The sequence below is a fragment of the Cupriavidus sp. Met-2 genome (assembly GCF_049843575.1).
Lineage (GTDB): Bacteria > Pseudomonadota > Gammaproteobacteria > Burkholderiales > Burkholderiaceae > Cupriavidus > Cupriavidus metallidurans.
Genome location: NZ_JBBHZL010000006.1, coordinates 33,122 through 47,359, shown reverse-complemented (window position 1 = coordinate 47,359; position 14,238 = coordinate 33,122). Strand labels below are relative to the sequence as shown.

Sequence of the window (14,238 nt, the reverse complement as noted above, 5' to 3'; positions counted from 1 at the left end):
CTAGCAGCCGACTCTCAACACGCTGGCTGCTAACGCCTGCGCGGATGTCTACGGCGTATGGCGGGTACGCGATGAGGTGGCGAGCTTCCTGGGGCGGCCGCCCTGATCCTTGGCGCCCTGGCCGACGCGCCCGATTGGAGGCAGGCCGAGATAGCTCACGATAAGTTCGTACAACACGTGAACCATGGCGACATGGCCCTTGGGTAGCGGCGCCTGGCTGTTGTACATCGCGTTGAAATGCGCGCTGCGCGCTGCGTACACGCCGAACATCAAGCGCGCTTCCCAGTCGGGGATGGCTACCACCTCCGGAAACCGGCTCAGTGCGGACACCAGCCGGCGCGTGGCGTCGTTTCCCAGGCGACCCACGGGCTCCCACGCTTTGGGGTCGACCAGCGCACGCTGCAGCACGGCACGGAATACGCCATGACTCTTCTTCTGTACGCGTACGGCCAGGTCCACAAAGGCATTGATGACTTCGTGCGGTGATGCATGCTCGGTAGTGACCTTGGCCAGCAAGTCGTCGGTATCCTGGCGGATCTGGTCGAAGCCGCGTTCCAGCACGGCCTGAATGAAGCCTTCGCGGTCTCCGAAGCGGAAGTACAAGGCGCCGATCGATGTGCCAGCGTATTCAGCCACCGCCTGCATCGACAAGCCCTCGAATCCGTGCGCTTCGAAGTGGGCCAGGCCTGCATCCAGCAGCGCTTTCTCTGTTGCCTGGCTGCGGGCTTGCAGGGCGAGTCTGCGGTTCTTGGGGGGTGTCGCATCTGTCTGGCGATCTGATCGCTCAGGCGATGCCTTGGCGCTGCCGATGGGAACATCGAGCATGCTGTGTCTCCCAAATAGAATTCGATTTATGGTTCTATTTATAGTCCCTGTAGCCTATTGTGCAAGCCGGAACTGCGGGCCGGCTGCAATTTCCGTTCTGCCATGCAGTTGGGCGTCTGCCGAACCCATTTGGCGTGTTTGCCAAACCTGACCGGTTGCCGTCGTCAGGGGAGGAAAGTCGAAACCCGCAAGTGACTGCGGGTTTTGATTGCTGGTGATCGTCTAGGAAGGGGGGCTATCTTGACACTGGCCCCGCAGCGCTCTGGGCGCGTTCCCGCTCGACCTTGTCCGTGACATCCCGTGCAACGGCGACTGAGCCGATGACATTGCCGTTCGCATCGCTGATCAGCGCAAACGTCATTTCGACAAAGAGTTTGCGTCCGTCCTTGTGGATCGCCTTGGTCAGTGTCGGCTTGCCGGAGAGCCGGGTCTTGCCGGTGTCGATAGCGGCCTGAAATCCCTTCCAGTGCGCGGCCCGCAGGCGCTCGGGAATGATCAGGTCGAGACTTTGGCCCAGCGCCTCGTCCGGGCCGTATCCGAAGAGTTCCGCCGCAGCATGATTCCAGCCCGTGATTCGGCCGTCCGTATCGGCAAAGATGAGTGCGTCGGCGAGTTGTTCGAGGATTTGCGCTGCCGTGTTCGTTGAAATTGTCATGATTTCATCGTCTTGTGGGGTGGGGGCGCTCGCCCGGCATTGGGCCGTCTGATGCGGCCCGATTGCCAGTCGATATTCTCCGCTGCAAATCGCAGATGCCTGCGCTTTCTCTCCGGACTATCAATAGTCCGCCAGATGCAGCGCGTGGTCGCGCACGTCAGCCGGCCATCCGCCGATCAGTTCGCGGAGCCGCGATGCATCATTGCTGAACAGCGCGCGCGTAGCTTCTTCGAAGCCGGGCAGATCGCCGCCAATGGCCAGCATGAAGTGATAGGCACGCTCGTGGGCCTGGCGCATCCGGTCTTTCTCGCTGCCCGCGCGGCGCGCTTCCTCGACCAGCTTCCTAAGCGCCACGGAGGCGCCACCAGGCTGGCCGGCTAGCCATTCCCAGTGCCGGGGCAGCAGCGTGACCTCACGCGCCACCACGCCAAGCTTCGGCCGACCGCGGCCTTTGGGCTCGGAGGCTTCCGGCGCTTCCAATCCGGCTTCAGGATCTTTGTTGTGTGGCGTCGCCAGCTGTAAGCGGCTGGTGATCTCTTGTTCCGTGCCCCTGGTATCCACATCCAAGGTGCGGCCGGTTGCATCGTCGAAGATCAACACGGGGCCGGTCGTACCCTGCGCGAGCGCATGTTTGACGGCCAGGGCGTTCGCCAGCAGGGGGCCTGTGGCGATGCGTTGGTGTCCGTTGAAGCTGGTGTAGGAGGGTGGGTTTGTCATCGTCGTCGAATGAGTAGCTAGTCGGTTTGCAAATATTACCCGGATATAATTTGGCGCGCAATATCACCCGGATAAAAATATTCCTGTTCTGCGGAAAGTGGCCTATTTCGCAACTTTGTTGATGAGGCCCAGAACCTGGCGCAACGCGTTCGAGCAGGATCGCCGGCATCGATCTCAGCGGAGGCTCAGGCTCACATGTCAGGCTACGAAGGCATCGCATGCATTGCCGACCCGCAGGCCCCTGCGCGGGCCATTGAAAGGCTGACCGGGCAATCGGCGGGATTCCGGTCTATGCTCTCGCCAGCGGGTGCCGGCAGGCCCCGGCTGGACAACAGCAACGCACGTTCCGTATTCACAGCCAAGGAGCCCACATGGCCCTCTCGATGTACGACGTATCGGTACCCGTATTCATCCGCGCGCTGACCAACCTGTCCGCGATCCTGGAAAAGGGCGCGGCCCATGCGAAGGCGCAGGGAATGGACGCCGCGGAGCTGATCCAGACGCGGTTGATCGCGGATATGGACCCGTTGCCGGCGCAGGTCCAGCGCGCGAGCGACGCGGCCAAGGGCTGCGCGGCAAGGCTGGCCGGCCTTGAGACGCCATCGTTTCCGGATACCGAGGCGACCTTCCCGGAGCTTCAGGAGCGCATCGCCAAGACCATTGGCTATCTGAAGACGATTCGGCCGGAGCAGTTCGAAGGCAGCGAGACGCGGACGGTGGAGCTCAAGCTGCGCCATGGTCCGATTACGTTCGACGGGAAGAACTATCTGCTTGGTTTCGCGCTCCCGAACTTCTATTTCCATGTCACGACGGCTTACGACATCCTGCGTCACAAGGGGGTACAGATCGGCAAGATGGATTTCCTGGGCGCGCCGCCGCGGTGAGTGATGATGGGTGGCGTCTGCTGCTCGCGGTGGCCGGCGCCAAGGTCGTCATGATTTCGGGTTCTCAGCAAAAACCCTAAGTTCTTGCTACAATCACCGGTTGCCCACCCATCGCATTTTGCTTATTTTTTAGGCAGGCGGGCGATTACGGACACCCCCAAGACCCAAAACCAACCGCATGACTTACGCCGTCAAGGAAATCTTCTACACGCTGCAGGGCGAAGGCGCTAACGCCGGTCGCGCCGCGGTGTTCTGCCGTTTCTCGGGTTGCAACCTGTGGACCGGTCGTGAGGAAGACCGCGCGCGGGCGGTATGCCAGTTCTGCGATACCGATTTTGTCGGGACTGATGGCACGCTGGGTGGCAAGTACAAGACCGCCGATGAACTGGCGGCAGTGGTGGCGGCCGAATGGCCGCAGGGTGCAGGCGGCAAACCGCTCGTGGTCTGCACTGGCGGTGAGCCGCTGCTGCAGCTCGACGCGTCGCTGATTGGCGCGCTGCACGCGCGCGGCTTCGAGATCGCCATCGAAACCAACGGCACGATCGAGGTGCCTGAGGGGATCGACTGGGTTTGCGTGAGCCCGAAGATGGGTTCGGAACTCGTGGTGAAGAAGGGCGACGAACTCAAAGTCGTGATTCCGCAGGATGGCCAGGATTTCGCGGCATACGAGCAACTGGATTTCCAGTATTTCATGGTGCAGGCCATGGATGGCCCGCTGGCCCGGCAGAATACTGCCGCGGCGGTGGAGTTCTGCCAGCGCCACCCGCGCTGGCGCCTGTCGCTGCAGACCCACAAGCTGCTGGGCATTCGCTGACACATGAGCAAACAAGTTTCGATTACGCGCCGGCTCGAATTCGACGCCGGGCACCGCATCCCAAGCCATGGCGGACAGTGCCGCAACATCCATGGCCACCGCTATCGTCTGGACCTTACGCTGTCCGGCGAAGTCCTGCACCAGGAGGGCGCGCCCGATGACGGCATGATCCTGGATTTCGGCGATATCAAGACGCTGGCCAACGAGCATCTGGTGTCGAAGTGGGATCACGCGTTCCTGATCTATCGTGGCGATACCGCGCTGCTGAATTTCCTGCAGTCGATGGACAACCACAAGACCGTGGTGATCGACAGCATTCCGACCGTTGAAAACCTTGCGCAGGTGGCGTTCGACATCCTGGCGCCGGTCTTCAAGGACTGCTTCGATCATCATCTGCAACTGACCCGCCTGGTGCTGTTCGAGACGCCGAACTGCTGGGCCGAGGTCAGCGCGCCGCTCAGCCTGCCCGCGCAGGACTGACGCGGGACTGACAGGCGCTTCATGGCAGACGTCCCCGTATTTGCCAACCCCGCGGAGCGCGACCGCTTCTACATGGCCGCCGCGCTCGACGAGGCACGGCTGGCCGAAGCGGCCGGCGAGGTGCCGGTGGGCGCCGTGGTGGTGTGGGACGACAAGATCATCGCGCGCGGCCACAATTTGCCGATCCGTTCGGTCGATCCGTCCGCTCATGCGGAGATGCAGGCGCTGCGCGCGGCAGCCAAGGTGCTGGGCAACTACCGGATGCCCGAGTGCGAGATTTACGTGACGCTTGAGCCGTGCCCGATGTGCAGTGGGGCGATTCTCCATGCGCGGCTGCGACACGTGGTATTTGGCGCGACCGACCCCAAGACGGGGGCGGCCGGCAGCGTGGTCGATCTGTTCGCGCAGGCCACGCTCAATCACCAGACCACACTCACGCGAGGCGTGATGGCTGATGAGTGTGGCCAGTTGCTGCGCGACTTTTTCGGGGCGCGCCGCAGGGCGCAGAAAGCGGCAAGAGCCTTGCAGGTCTCGCCAGTGGACGCAGATTCGGGGAAAATTCAGGCTTCAGACCCGAATTCCGAAACATGAGCCAGCCCACCGAAGTCCGTCTCATCGCCTCATCCGGCTACCCTCACGACGTTGCCATTGCCGCCCGCGGCTGTGCCTGGCTCAAGCACCACGGCTACCACGTCAACAATCCCGATGTGCTCGCGCGCCGCTATCTGCGATTCGGCGGTACGGATGCGGAGCGGTTGGCCGATCTCCATGCCATCGGCACAGGTCCCGCTCGGGAGCTGACGCTGGCGGTGCGCGGCGGGTACGGCCTGGGCCGACTGCTCGATCACATCGAGTTCGGGCGCATCGCGGAGCAGGCCAGCGCAAGCGGCACGCCGATCGTCGGTCACAGCGATTTCACCGCGTTCCAGCTGGCCTATCTGGCCAAGGCTGGCGGGGTATCGTTCGCAGGGCCGATGCTGCTCGCGGATTTCGGCGAGGAGCACGTCGATTCGTTCATGTGGCGGCATTTCGAGGGCATCCTGCGCGCCCCGGTCCACGACATCGAGGTCGAGGCGGCCCAGGTGGCCGCGCCGGCAACCGTGGAAGGCACGCTCTGGGGCGGCAATCTGGCCATGCTGTGCACGCTGCTGGGCACGCCGTACATGCCGAACATCGACGGCGGCATTCTGTTCCTGGAAGACATCAACGAGCCGCCGTACCGCGTGGAGCGGATGTTGCTCCAGTTGCTGCACGCAGGGGTGCTGGCCCGGCAACAGGCCATCGTGCTGGGCGACTTCTCGAATTACCGCACCACCGACTACGACAATGGCTACAACATGGATGCCGTATTCGACTATGTGCGCGAACAGTTGCGTATTCCGGTGCTCACGGGCCTGCCGTTCGGCCACTGCCCGCGCAAGCTGACTTTGCCGGTGGGCGGAAATGCGCGGCTGACGGCACGTGCCGACGGTTTCGTGCTGTCGCTGTCGGGTTATCCGACGTTGTAGCCGGCGCTGTAGCCGGCGCTGTAGCCGGAGGGCGCCCAGGGCGGCGACATGCCGCCCGCGACTTACCAGATACCCCCACGAGTGGTAAAATATCTGGTTATTTCCTCATTTCGCTGCGCCGGGCGCCAATGCCTGCCGCGAGCAGTCATCTCAGGGTGCCCACGCGGCACACCGACATTCCAGACAAGGTTCAGACGTGCTTTCTACCGCAAACATCACCATGCAGTTCGGCCCCAAGCCGTTGTTCGAGAATATCTCGGTCAAGTTCGGCGAGGGTAACCGCTACGGCCTGATCGGCGCGAACGGCTGCGGCAAGTCCACCTTCATGAAGATTCTCGGCAGCGATCTGGAGCAGTCGTCGGGCACGGTCATGCTGGAGCCGGGCATCCGTCTGGGCAAGCTGCGCCAGGACCAGTTCGCGTATGAGGACAACCGCGTGCTCGACGTGGTGATGATGGGCCATACCGAAATGTGGGGCGCGGCGAGCGAGCGGGACGCAATCTACGCGAATCCGGAAGCCACCGACGAAGACTACATGCACGCTGCCGAACTCGAGGCCAAGTACGCCGAGTTCGACGGCTACACGGCCGAGGCACGCGCTGGCGAACTGCTGCTGGGCGTGGGTATCCCGACCGATCAGCACCAGGGCCCGATGAGCGAGATCGCCCCGGGCTGGAAGCTGCGCGTGCTGCTGGCGCAGGCGCTGTTCTCGAATCCGGATGTGCTGTTGCTCGACGAACCGACCAACAACCTGGACATCAACACGATCCGCTGGCTGGAAGACGTGCTCAACGAGCGCAACTCCACCATGATCATCATTTCCCACGACCGTCACTTCCTGAACTCCGTGTGCACGCACATGGCGGACATGGACTACGGCACGCTGAAGGTCTACCCGGGCAACTACGACGACTACATGCAGGCGTCGATGCAGGCCCGCGAGCGCCAGGTGGCCGCCAACGCGCGCGCCAAGGATCGAATCACCGAACTGCAGGACTTCGTGCGCCGCTTCTCGGCCAACAAGTCGAAGGCTCGCCAGGCCACGTCGCGCCTGAAGCAGATCGACAAGATCAAGGTCGAGGACATCAAGCCGTCGTCGCGCCAGAACCCGTTCGTGCGCTTCGAGTTCGAGAAGAAGCTGCACAACCTGGCTGTCGAAGCAGAGGACATCACCAAGACCTACGACCGCAAGATCATCAACAATCTGTCGATGGCGATCCAGGCTGGCGAGCGTGTGGCCATCATCGGTGAGAACGGCGCGGGCAAAACCACGCTGCTGCGTTCCCTGCTGAACAACGTGGTGCAAACCGGCGTGCAGCGCGGCGTGGAAGTGGACCGCGGCACGGTCAAGTGGGCCGAGAACGCCAACGTGGGCTACATGCCGCAGGACACGTACGAGGAATTCCCGAACGACTTGAACGTGATGGACTGGATGAGCCAGTGGACCCAGGCCGGCGATGACGACCAGTCGCTGCGCGGCACGCTGGGCCGTCTGTTGTTCTCGGCCGACGATATCAAGAAGTCCGTCAAGGTGCTGTCCGGTGGCGAGAAGGGCCGCATGATCTGGGGCAAGCTGATGCTGGGCCGCCATAACGTGCTGGCGATGGACGAGCCGACCAACCACATGGACATGGAGTCGATCGAATCGCTCCAAATCGCGCTGGACAAGTTCACGGGCACGCTGGTCTTCGTGTCGCACGACCGTGAACTGATCAGTGCTCTGGCCACGCGAGTGATCGAAGTGCGCACCGACGGGCGGATCACCGATTACCTCGGCACGTACGACGAGTACCTGCAATCGCAGGGCATCGAGGCCTAAAGTCGGTAAGCCGGTAATCCGGCGTCTTTCTCCCCTGTCCCGCAATGCGGAGCAGGGGAGCTTCATGGCTAGTGCTATCGCACCGGCGCCATTCCCATCTCCGCCAGCAGCTGATCCAGCTGATCGATGATCGCGCGCGCCGTGATCTCTCCCTTCGCCTTCTGAAGCGCAGCCCCCAGCATGTCACGCAGGGCGGCCAGTTCCACCAGCGTCGCCGCCTTTTCCACTTTGACTTGCAGCATATAGCCGCGCAGGCCGAGGTGATTGCCGATCACATCCGTAAAGAAGTGGTAAAGCCGCTGGTAGCTATCGGGTGCCGGCGTGGCTGGCTGCGTCGACGGCTTCGCGGCGGGCAGGGCGCCTGGGGCGATCGTTGTGTCCGCCAGGACGTCGTCGATGCCCTTGCCATCGGACGTGTTGAACGATGAATAGGCCGCGAAGAGATTGGTCTCGGCCGGGGCTCGCTGCGGAGCGGGTCGCGCCGGGCCGGTAGTTGTGCGAACCGTGGCCGGCACTGTCGACAAGGCAGGCTTCGCGCCCGTGGGAGCCGGTATTGGCTCGATCAGCCCAAGTGCCAGTAGTGTGTCCAATGCCTCCCCGGCTACGCCCAGGGCGCCGACTTGCGCCACCAGCTCCGATTTGGCGCGCTCCCCATTCACGATCAGCAATAGCGCACGCAGTTTCTGATCCAGCTTTCGTTCGCGCGTGCGAATTTCTTCCTGTCCTGCCTCCGTCTTGCGAAAGATCGGATCGACCATGCCCCGCTCCTTGTTGTTTTGTTCTGTCTTGTTTTGTTATGTACCGGCCGCCCGACGCATACCCTCCCAAAGTCTGGTATGTGGCCGATAATCGCCGTCTCGATGTCAGTCGGAGCTTGCGGCACAGGAAATTCGAAACCGCAAACCGCTCTACAATGTGGTGCACCACGAAAGTAACAAAAAATATTGCAACCGCCGATTCACCTAACGAGAACTGTGGCCATGCAACAACGAGACAAACTTTTCATCAATGGTAGCTGGGTGCCCCCCCACGGTACGGGGTTCATCGATGTCATTCATTCCGCTACCGAAGACGTCATGGGCAAGATCCCCGAAGGGGACGCGCGTGACGCCGAGAACGCCATCGCTGCGGCGCGCGCGGCATTTGAAGCCTGGTCGGCCACGCCGCCGTCCGTGCGTGCCGATTACATCCGGAAGATTGCCGAAGGCCTGAAGGCGCGCAGCGAGGAGCTCGCGCAGATGATTGCCGGCGAAGTCGGCATGCCGATCAAGCTGGCCCGCGCCATTCAGGTGGGTGGCCCCGTCTACAACTGGGGCCAGGCCGCGGCGCTGCTCGACCAGTTCGCGTTCGAGGAGCAGGTGGGCAATTCGCTGGTCGTGCGCGAGCCGGTCGGCGTGGTCGCGGCCATCACGCCGTGGAACTATCCGCTCAACCAGATCACGCTGAAGGTGGCGCCGGCATTGGCAGCGGGCTGCACCGTCGTGCTCAAGCCGTCCGAAGTGGCGCCGCTCAATGCCTTCGTGCTGGCTGAAGTGATCGAGGCCGCGGGGCTGCCGCCGGGCGTGTTCAATCTGGTGACCGGTTATGGTCCCGTGGTCGGCGAGGTGCTGGCCAGCCATCCCGAAGTCGACATGGTGTCGTTCACGGGTTCGACCCGTGCCGGCAAGCGCGTCTCGGAACTGGCCGCGCAATCCGTCAAGCGCGTGGCGCTCGAACTCGGCGGCAAGTCGGCGTCGGTGATCCTCGACGATGCGGACCTGCCGACGGCCGTCAAGGGCACTATCGGCGCGTGCTACCTGAACTCGGGGCAGACCTGCTCGGCGCACACGCGCATGCTTGTGCCGCGCAGCCGCTACGAGGAAGTCAAGGCCATCGCCGCGAAGGTGGTGGATGGCTTCACCGTTGGCGATCCGCTGGCTGACACGACGAAGCTGGGACCGCTGATCTCCGCGGTGCAGAAGGAGCGCGTCACCGGATATATCCGTCGCGGGCTGGACGAGGGCGCGGAACTGGTGGCGGGAGGGCCCGATACGCCGGCTGGTCTGGACCGTGGCTTCTTCGTCAAGCCGACCGTCCTCGGGAATGTCGATCCGAAGGCCACCGTGGCGCAGGAGGAGATCTTCGGACCGGTGCTGTCCGTTATCTGCTACGACACGGAAGACGAGGCCATCCGCATCGCCAACGACAGCATCTACGGTCTGGGCGGCGGTGTCTGGTCGGGTGACGAGTCGCGCGCGATCCGCGTGGCGCGCCGTATCCGTACCGGCCAGGTGGACATCAATGGCGGCCCGTTCAACATGAACGCGCCGTTCGGTGGCTTCAAGCAGTCCGGCAACGGGCGTGAAGGCGGCAAGTTCGGGTTGGAGGAATTCCTCGAGTACAAGTCGCTGCAACTCAAGAAGCCCGCCTGACCGAGGACGAGTTCGTCGTATCATCAATGCCCGGCATGTCCGGGCATTTTTTATTCCTGTCATTGCAGTCTTTCCTATCGGGGGGAGTTGGATGCGCTGGTTGAAACGGCTGGGCTGGGGTTTGCTGGGCATCGTGCTGTTGGCGGCAACCGGGTCGATCGGCGGCTATATCTGGTACCGGCAGGCGTCGCAGCCAGACGTGGCCGGCACCTTGCGACTGGCCGGCCTGCGAGACCGCGTGGTGGTGGTGCGAGACCGGAATGCCGTGCCGCATATTCAGGCGGCCAACTCACTCGACGCCTACTACGCGCTTGGCTACGTCCACGCGCAGGACCGCCTATGGCAGATGCAAATGAACAAGCGCATCGTCGCGGGCCGTCTTGCCGAAATCCTGGGTCCCAGCGCGCTCGAAACCGACCGCTTCCTGCGCACACTGGGCGTGCGGCGCAATGCAGAGGCGATCCTCGCACAGACACCGCCAGAGGGCCGCGCGGTGCTGCAGGCCTATGCCGACGGCGTCAATGCGTTCATCGACACGCGCAAGTCGGCGCTGCCACCGGAATTCCTGATCGTTGGCACCCGCCCCGAGCACTGGGAGCCGGTGGATACGATTGGCTGGCAGACGATGATGGCGTGGGATCTCGGGGGCAACTGGACGCAGGAAGTCCTGCGCATGGGGCTGTCCCAGCAGTTGCCGGCCTCTCGCATTGCAGAAATCCTGGCGCCGTATCCGGGCGAGAAGCCGTTGCGGACGATGGACTACGCCAGCTTCTATCGCAAGCTTGGCCCGGTGGCCACGGCCATGGCGCAAGTTGTCCAGCAGGCGCCGTCTGGCTACGTGGAGGGGATGGGCTCGAACAACTGGGTTGTCTCCGGCGCGCATACGCGCAGTGGCAAGCCTCTGCTGGCCAATGACCCGCATCTGGGGCTCCAGGCGCCCGCGCTCTGGTATTTCGCGCATCTGCAGGCCCCTGGCCTGGATCTGACCGGCGCCACGCTGCCCGGCGCGCCGCTGGTGGTGCTGGGTCACAACAAGCGCATTGCCTGGGGCTTCACCAATACCGCGCCCGATGTCCAGGACCTGTATCTGGAGCGGGTCGACCCGGCCAATCCCAACCGCTATCAAACGCCAGAGGGCTGGGCGGAGTTCAGCACGCGAACCGAGACCATCCAGGTCAAGGGGGCGCCGGATGTCACGCTGACGGTGCGCGGCACGCGCCACGGACCGGTCATGTCCGATGTGGCGGAGCCGATCAGCGCGGCCGCCAAGCCGCTGGGCGCGCAGTACGTGGTGGCGTTCCAGTGGGCGGCGCTGCGCGCCGACGATCGCACGTTCGTGGCCAGCCTGAACATGAGCCACGCATCGGACTGGAAGTCGTTCGTGGCGGCATTGCGTGACTTTCATTCGCCGCAGCAGAACATCGTCTATGCCGATGTCGACGGCAATATCGGATATATCGCCCCGGGGCGCGTGCCGCTGCGCCGCCCTGACAATGACCTGATGGGGCTCGCGCCAGCGCCGGGCTGGGATGCGCGTTACGACTGGCAGGGTTTCATTCCGTTCGAGCAGTTGCCGCGCCGCTTCAATCCGCCCGAGGGCATGATCGTCACGGCAAACCAGAAGATCGTGGGCGACGACTACCCGTACTTCATTACGAGCGAGTGGACGGTGCCGTATCGCTACCAGCGCATCCGCACGCTGCTGGAGGCCGAGCCGCACCATACGAAGGACACCTTCGCCGCGATCCAGAAGGACGTGGTCTCGCTAGCCGTGCGCGATGCGCTGCCATTGCTGCTGGCTGCCCCAGTGGCGACGGACGCCACACGTCCGCCGCGCGAGCGCGCGCTGCTCGACGCGCTGCGCAAATGGGACGGCACGATGTCGGCCGACCGGGCGGAGCCGCTGGTGGTGACCGCATGGCTACGCGAACTGTCGCGCCTGCTGTTCGAGGACAAGGTCGGCGAATCGCAATTCAACCGACTCTGGGAGCAACGCAACGTCCAGTTGCCGATGCTCAATGCGATGCGCGACCCGAAGGGCCTGGGTGCCTTCTGGTGCGACAACTCGCGCACGCCCACCCACGAGAGCTGCGCGGACACGATCGGGCTGGCATGGCAGCGGGCGATTGCCGATCTGGATCGTCGCTATGGCGAAGACACGGCCAAGTGGCGTTGGGGCAAGGCGCACACCGCGCGTTCCGAGCACAAGCCGTTCGGCAAGGTGCCGTACCTGTCCGGCCTGTTCAACGTGCGCGTGCCCACCGGCGGTGATACGTATACGGTGGATGTGGGCCGCCACAACCTCCGCGATGAGCACGCACCATTCGAGAGCACGCACGCGGCCAGTCTGCGCGCCATCTACGATCTGGACGACCTGTCGGAGTCGCGTTTCATGACGTCGACCGGACAGTCTGGCAATGCGCTGTCGCCGCACTACCGCGACTGGACCGAGGAGTGGGCCGCCGTGCAGTTCATCACGATTGGCGCCCACCGGCGCAATCCGGGCGGTGACAGCTTTGACACGCTGGTACTGCGGCCGCTGAGTGATGGCAACTGATCGACGGCAACTGAGCGATGGCAACTGACCCGCCCGATGTTGTCAAAGATTGTGTCAATGGAAATCATTCCCGGTAAGCGGGCAGTACCATCACGAGACCTTTCCTTGCAGGAGTCATTCGATGAGCGATACCCATGCACCTCGCGGCCCGCGCCGCACCGATGTGATCCAGCACGTGGGATTCGAGCACGCCGGCGTGATTGCCGATGCAGCCCGCGCGCGTGGTCACGAAATCCGCATGTATCAGGCCGGCGTGGATGACCTTGCACTGGTGCAGGATGATCCAGCCGATCTGCTTGTGGTGCTCGGCGGCCCGATCGGGGTCTATGAGACCGAAGCCTATCCGTGGCTCGAAGCCGAGATCGCCGTCATTCGTGACCGTCTTCATGCACAGCGGCCAATGATCGGTGCGTGCCTGGGTGCGCAACTGATTGCAGCCGCTGCCGGTGCGCGCGTGTATCCGGGCACGCGCGAAATCGGCTGGGCGCCGATCACGCCCACGGAAGCTGGTCGGCGTTCACCGCTGGCCGCGCTGGCCGAGGCCGACTGGCAGGTGTTGCACTGGCACGGCGATACCTTCGACCTGCCCGCCGGCGCCGAACTGCTTGCCTCCACCGCTGCCACGCCGCACCAGGCCTATGCCATCGGCTCGCATGTGCTGGCGTTGCAGTTCCACCCCGAGGTCAAGCCGGGCGATATCGAAACCTGGCTGATCGGGCATACGGTCGAACTGGGGCGCGCCGGTATTGATCCGCGCACGATCCGTCGCCGTACCGGTGAAATCGGTGCCGTCGTCGCCAATGCCGGTGAGCGGATGTTTACACGGTGGATGGAAGAGGCCGGGGTTTGATGGAAGCGGTGATCAACATCCCGATTGCCGCCGTACTGGCGGGCAGGGTAAAGCCGTTCGGCCCCAAAGGGGTCCCGAGCGGGATCGAGAAGACAGTGGTCAGCGGGTCGGTTCGCATCACGAAGCTCGGCTTGGATATCGACGAGCAGGGCGATCCGAAGCATCACGGCGGCCCCGAAAAGGCGCTGCACCACTATCCGCGCGACCACTATCCGGTCTGGCACGACACGCTGGCAGCCCATGGCGGTAACGTCGACGTGCTGGATGCCCCGGGTGCCTTCGGCGAGAACTTCAGCACGCACGGTCTGACAGAGGCGGAAGTCTGTATTGGTGACCGCTTCCGTGTCGGCACGGCGCTGGTGGAAGTCTCGCAGGCCCGGCAGCCGTGCTGGAAGCTCAATCATCGGTTCGGCTATGCGGCCATGTCGCGCTCGGTGCAGGAAGGTGGACGCACGGGCTGGTACTACCGGGTGATCGAGGAGGGGGAAGTGTCAGCCGGCGACAGGATTGTGCTGGTAGCGCGGCCTTATCCGCAATGGACCCTGCAGCGGTTGCTGCACGTGCTCTACGTGGATCGCCTCAACGACACGGCACTGGCCGAGATGGCCGATCTGGCGCCGCTGGCGGAAAGCTGGCGCAAGCTGGCACGCCAGCGCGTGGCGAGCCATGTCGTGGAGGATATGGAGAAGCGGTTGGCCGGAGGCTAGGGTCAGCCAGC

At 63.6% G+C, this 14,238-nt stretch carries 14 protein-coding genes; 10 read left to right on the top strand and 4 right to left on the bottom strand.

Annotated elements, in window-relative coordinates; translation table 11 throughout:
• Nucleotides 1-48: 48 nt before the first annotated feature.
• The 3 genes from WD006_RS14790 to WD006_RS14780 all read right to left on the bottom strand — a co-directional run bounded on the left by WD006_RS14790 (nucleotide 49) and on the right by WD006_RS14780 (nucleotide 2,197).
• Entirely contained in the window at nucleotides 49-825 is a 777-nt protein-coding gene (locus WD006_RS14790; protein ID WP_029307993.1) for a TetR/AcrR family transcriptional regulator, read from the bottom strand.
• Between the two features lie 235 nt (nucleotides 826-1,060).
• Nucleotides 1,061-1,480: a PAS domain S-box protein gene (locus WD006_RS14785; RefSeq protein ID WP_029307992.1), complete on the bottom strand. Its 420-nt coding sequence runs from the start codon at nucleotides 1,478-1,480 to the stop codon at nucleotides 1,061-1,063.
• Nucleotides 1,481-1,600: 120 nt separating this feature from the next.
• Nucleotides 1,601-2,197 carry a DUF2239 family protein gene (locus WD006_RS14780; RefSeq protein WP_029307991.1) on the bottom strand — a complete coding sequence of 199 codons (597 nt, stop codon included), beginning with the start codon at nucleotides 2,195-2,197 and terminating at the stop codon, nucleotides 1,601-1,603.
• A 371-nt stretch (nucleotides 2,198-2,568) separates the two neighbouring features.
• Between WD006_RS14780 and WD006_RS14775 the strand changes: the two genes are divergently transcribed.
• From WD006_RS14775 to WD006_RS14750, 6 genes are all read left to right on the top strand, one after another.
• Nucleotides 2,569-3,081: a DUF1993 domain-containing protein gene (locus WD006_RS14775; protein ID WP_011516307.1), complete on the top strand. Its 513-nt coding sequence runs from the start codon at nucleotides 2,569-2,571 to the stop codon at nucleotides 3,079-3,081.
• Between the two features lie 178 nt (nucleotides 3,082-3,259).
• Nucleotides 3,260-3,895, top strand: coding sequence for a 7-carboxy-7-deazaguanine synthase (gene queE, locus WD006_RS14770; protein ID WP_029307990.1), 636 nt, complete (start codon nucleotides 3,260-3,262; stop codon nucleotides 3,893-3,895).
• 3 nt (nucleotides 3,896-3,898) lie between these two features.
• The gene (locus WD006_RS14765) at nucleotides 3,899-4,375 is read left to right on the top strand and encodes a 6-pyruvoyl trahydropterin synthase family protein (RefSeq protein ID WP_008649701.1); all 477 of its coding nucleotides are present in this window, start codon (nucleotides 3,899-3,901) and stop codon (nucleotides 4,373-4,375) included.
• 21 nt (nucleotides 4,376-4,396) lie between these two features.
• The gene (tadA, locus tag WD006_RS14760) at nucleotides 4,397-4,966 is read left to right on the top strand and encodes a tRNA adenosine(34) deaminase TadA (protein ID WP_029307989.1); all 570 of its coding nucleotides are present in this window, start codon (nucleotides 4,397-4,399) and stop codon (nucleotides 4,964-4,966) included.
• Nucleotides 4,963-5,883, top strand: a complete 921-nt coding sequence (ldcA, locus tag WD006_RS14755; RefSeq protein ID WP_029307988.1) for a muramoyltetrapeptide carboxypeptidase — start codon at nucleotides 4,963-4,965, stop codon at nucleotides 5,881-5,883. The genes tadA and ldcA overlap by 4 nt, the downstream gene beginning before the upstream one ends.
• Nucleotides 5,884-6,079: 196 nt before the next feature.
• Entirely contained in the window at nucleotides 6,080-7,702 is a 1,623-nt protein-coding gene (locus WD006_RS14750) for an ABC-F family ATPase (protein ID WP_011516310.1), read from the top strand.
• A 74-nt stretch (nucleotides 7,703-7,776) separates the two neighbouring features.
• Here the strand turns inward: WD006_RS14750 and WD006_RS14745 are convergent, their stop codons facing one another.
• The gene (locus WD006_RS14745; RefSeq protein WP_029307987.1) at nucleotides 7,777-8,460 is read right to left on the bottom strand and encodes a hypothetical protein; all 684 of its coding nucleotides are present in this window, start codon (nucleotides 8,458-8,460) and stop codon (nucleotides 7,777-7,779) included.
• Between the two features lie 222 nt (nucleotides 8,461-8,682).
• On the opposite strand from WD006_RS14745, the gene WD006_RS14740 reads away from it, so the two are divergent.
• The 4 genes from WD006_RS14740 to WD006_RS14725 all read left to right on the top strand — a co-directional run bounded on the left by WD006_RS14740 (nucleotide 8,683) and on the right by WD006_RS14725 (nucleotide 14,227).
• Nucleotides 8,683-10,113, top strand: coding sequence for an aldehyde dehydrogenase family protein (locus tag WD006_RS14740; RefSeq protein WP_029307986.1), 1,431 nt, complete (start codon nucleotides 8,683-8,685; stop codon nucleotides 10,111-10,113).
• A 91-nt stretch (nucleotides 10,114-10,204) separates the two neighbouring features.
• Nucleotides 10,205-12,670, top strand: a complete 2,466-nt coding sequence (locus tag WD006_RS14735; RefSeq protein WP_029307985.1) for a penicillin acylase family protein — start codon at nucleotides 10,205-10,207, stop codon at nucleotides 12,668-12,670.
• A gap of 121 nt (nucleotides 12,671-12,791) precedes the next feature.
• Complete coding sequence (locus tag WD006_RS14730) at nucleotides 12,792-13,520, top strand: glutamine amidotransferase (protein WP_011516314.1); 729 nt, start codon at nucleotides 12,792-12,794, stop codon at nucleotides 13,518-13,520.
• Nucleotides 13,520-14,227 carry an MOSC domain-containing protein gene (locus WD006_RS14725; protein ID WP_029307984.1) on the top strand — a complete coding sequence of 236 codons (708 nt, stop codon included), beginning with the start codon at nucleotides 13,520-13,522 and terminating at the stop codon, nucleotides 14,225-14,227. The genes WD006_RS14730 and WD006_RS14725 overlap by 1 nt, the downstream gene beginning before the upstream one ends.
• The last annotated feature ends 11 nt before the right edge of the window (nucleotides 14,228-14,238 follow it).

Coding starts and splice junctions, on each gene's coding strand:
- WD006_RS14790 (WP_029307993.1), bottom strand. CDS start 825: ATGCTCGATGTTCCCATCGGCAGCGCCAAGGCATCGCCTGAGCGATCA.
- WD006_RS14785 (WP_029307992.1), bottom strand. CDS start 1,480: ATGACAATTTCAACGAACACGGCAGCGCAAATCCTCGAACAACTCGCC.
- WD006_RS14780 (WP_029307991.1), bottom strand. CDS start 2,197: ATGACAAACCCACCCTCCTACACCAGCTTCAACGGACACCAACGCATC.
- WD006_RS14775 (WP_011516307.1), top strand. CDS start 2,569: ATGGCCCTCTCGATGTACGACGTATCGGTACCCGTATTCATCCGCGCG.
- queE (WP_029307990.1), top strand. CDS start 3,260: ATGACTTACGCCGTCAAGGAAATCTTCTACACGCTGCAGGGCGAAGGC.
- WD006_RS14765 (WP_008649701.1), top strand. CDS start 3,899: ATGAGCAAACAAGTTTCGATTACGCGCCGGCTCGAATTCGACGCCGGG.
- tadA (WP_029307989.1), top strand. CDS start 4,397: ATGGCAGACGTCCCCGTATTTGCCAACCCCGCGGAGCGCGACCGCTTC.
- ldcA (WP_029307988.1), top strand. CDS start 4,963: ATGAGCCAGCCCACCGAAGTCCGTCTCATCGCCTCATCCGGCTACCCT.
- WD006_RS14745 (WP_029307987.1), bottom strand. CDS start 8,460: ATGGTCGATCCGATCTTTCGCAAGACGGAGGCAGGACAGGAAGAAATT.
- WD006_RS14740 (WP_029307986.1), top strand. CDS start 8,683: ATGCAACAACGAGACAAACTTTTCATCAATGGTAGCTGGGTGCCCCCC.
- WD006_RS14735 (WP_029307985.1), top strand. CDS start 10,205: ATGCGCTGGTTGAAACGGCTGGGCTGGGGTTTGCTGGGCATCGTGCTG.
- WD006_RS14730 (WP_011516314.1), top strand. CDS start 12,792: ATGAGCGATACCCATGCACCTCGCGGCCCGCGCCGCACCGATGTGATC.
- WD006_RS14725 (WP_029307984.1), top strand. CDS start 13,520: ATGGAAGCGGTGATCAACATCCCGATTGCCGCCGTACTGGCGGGCAGG.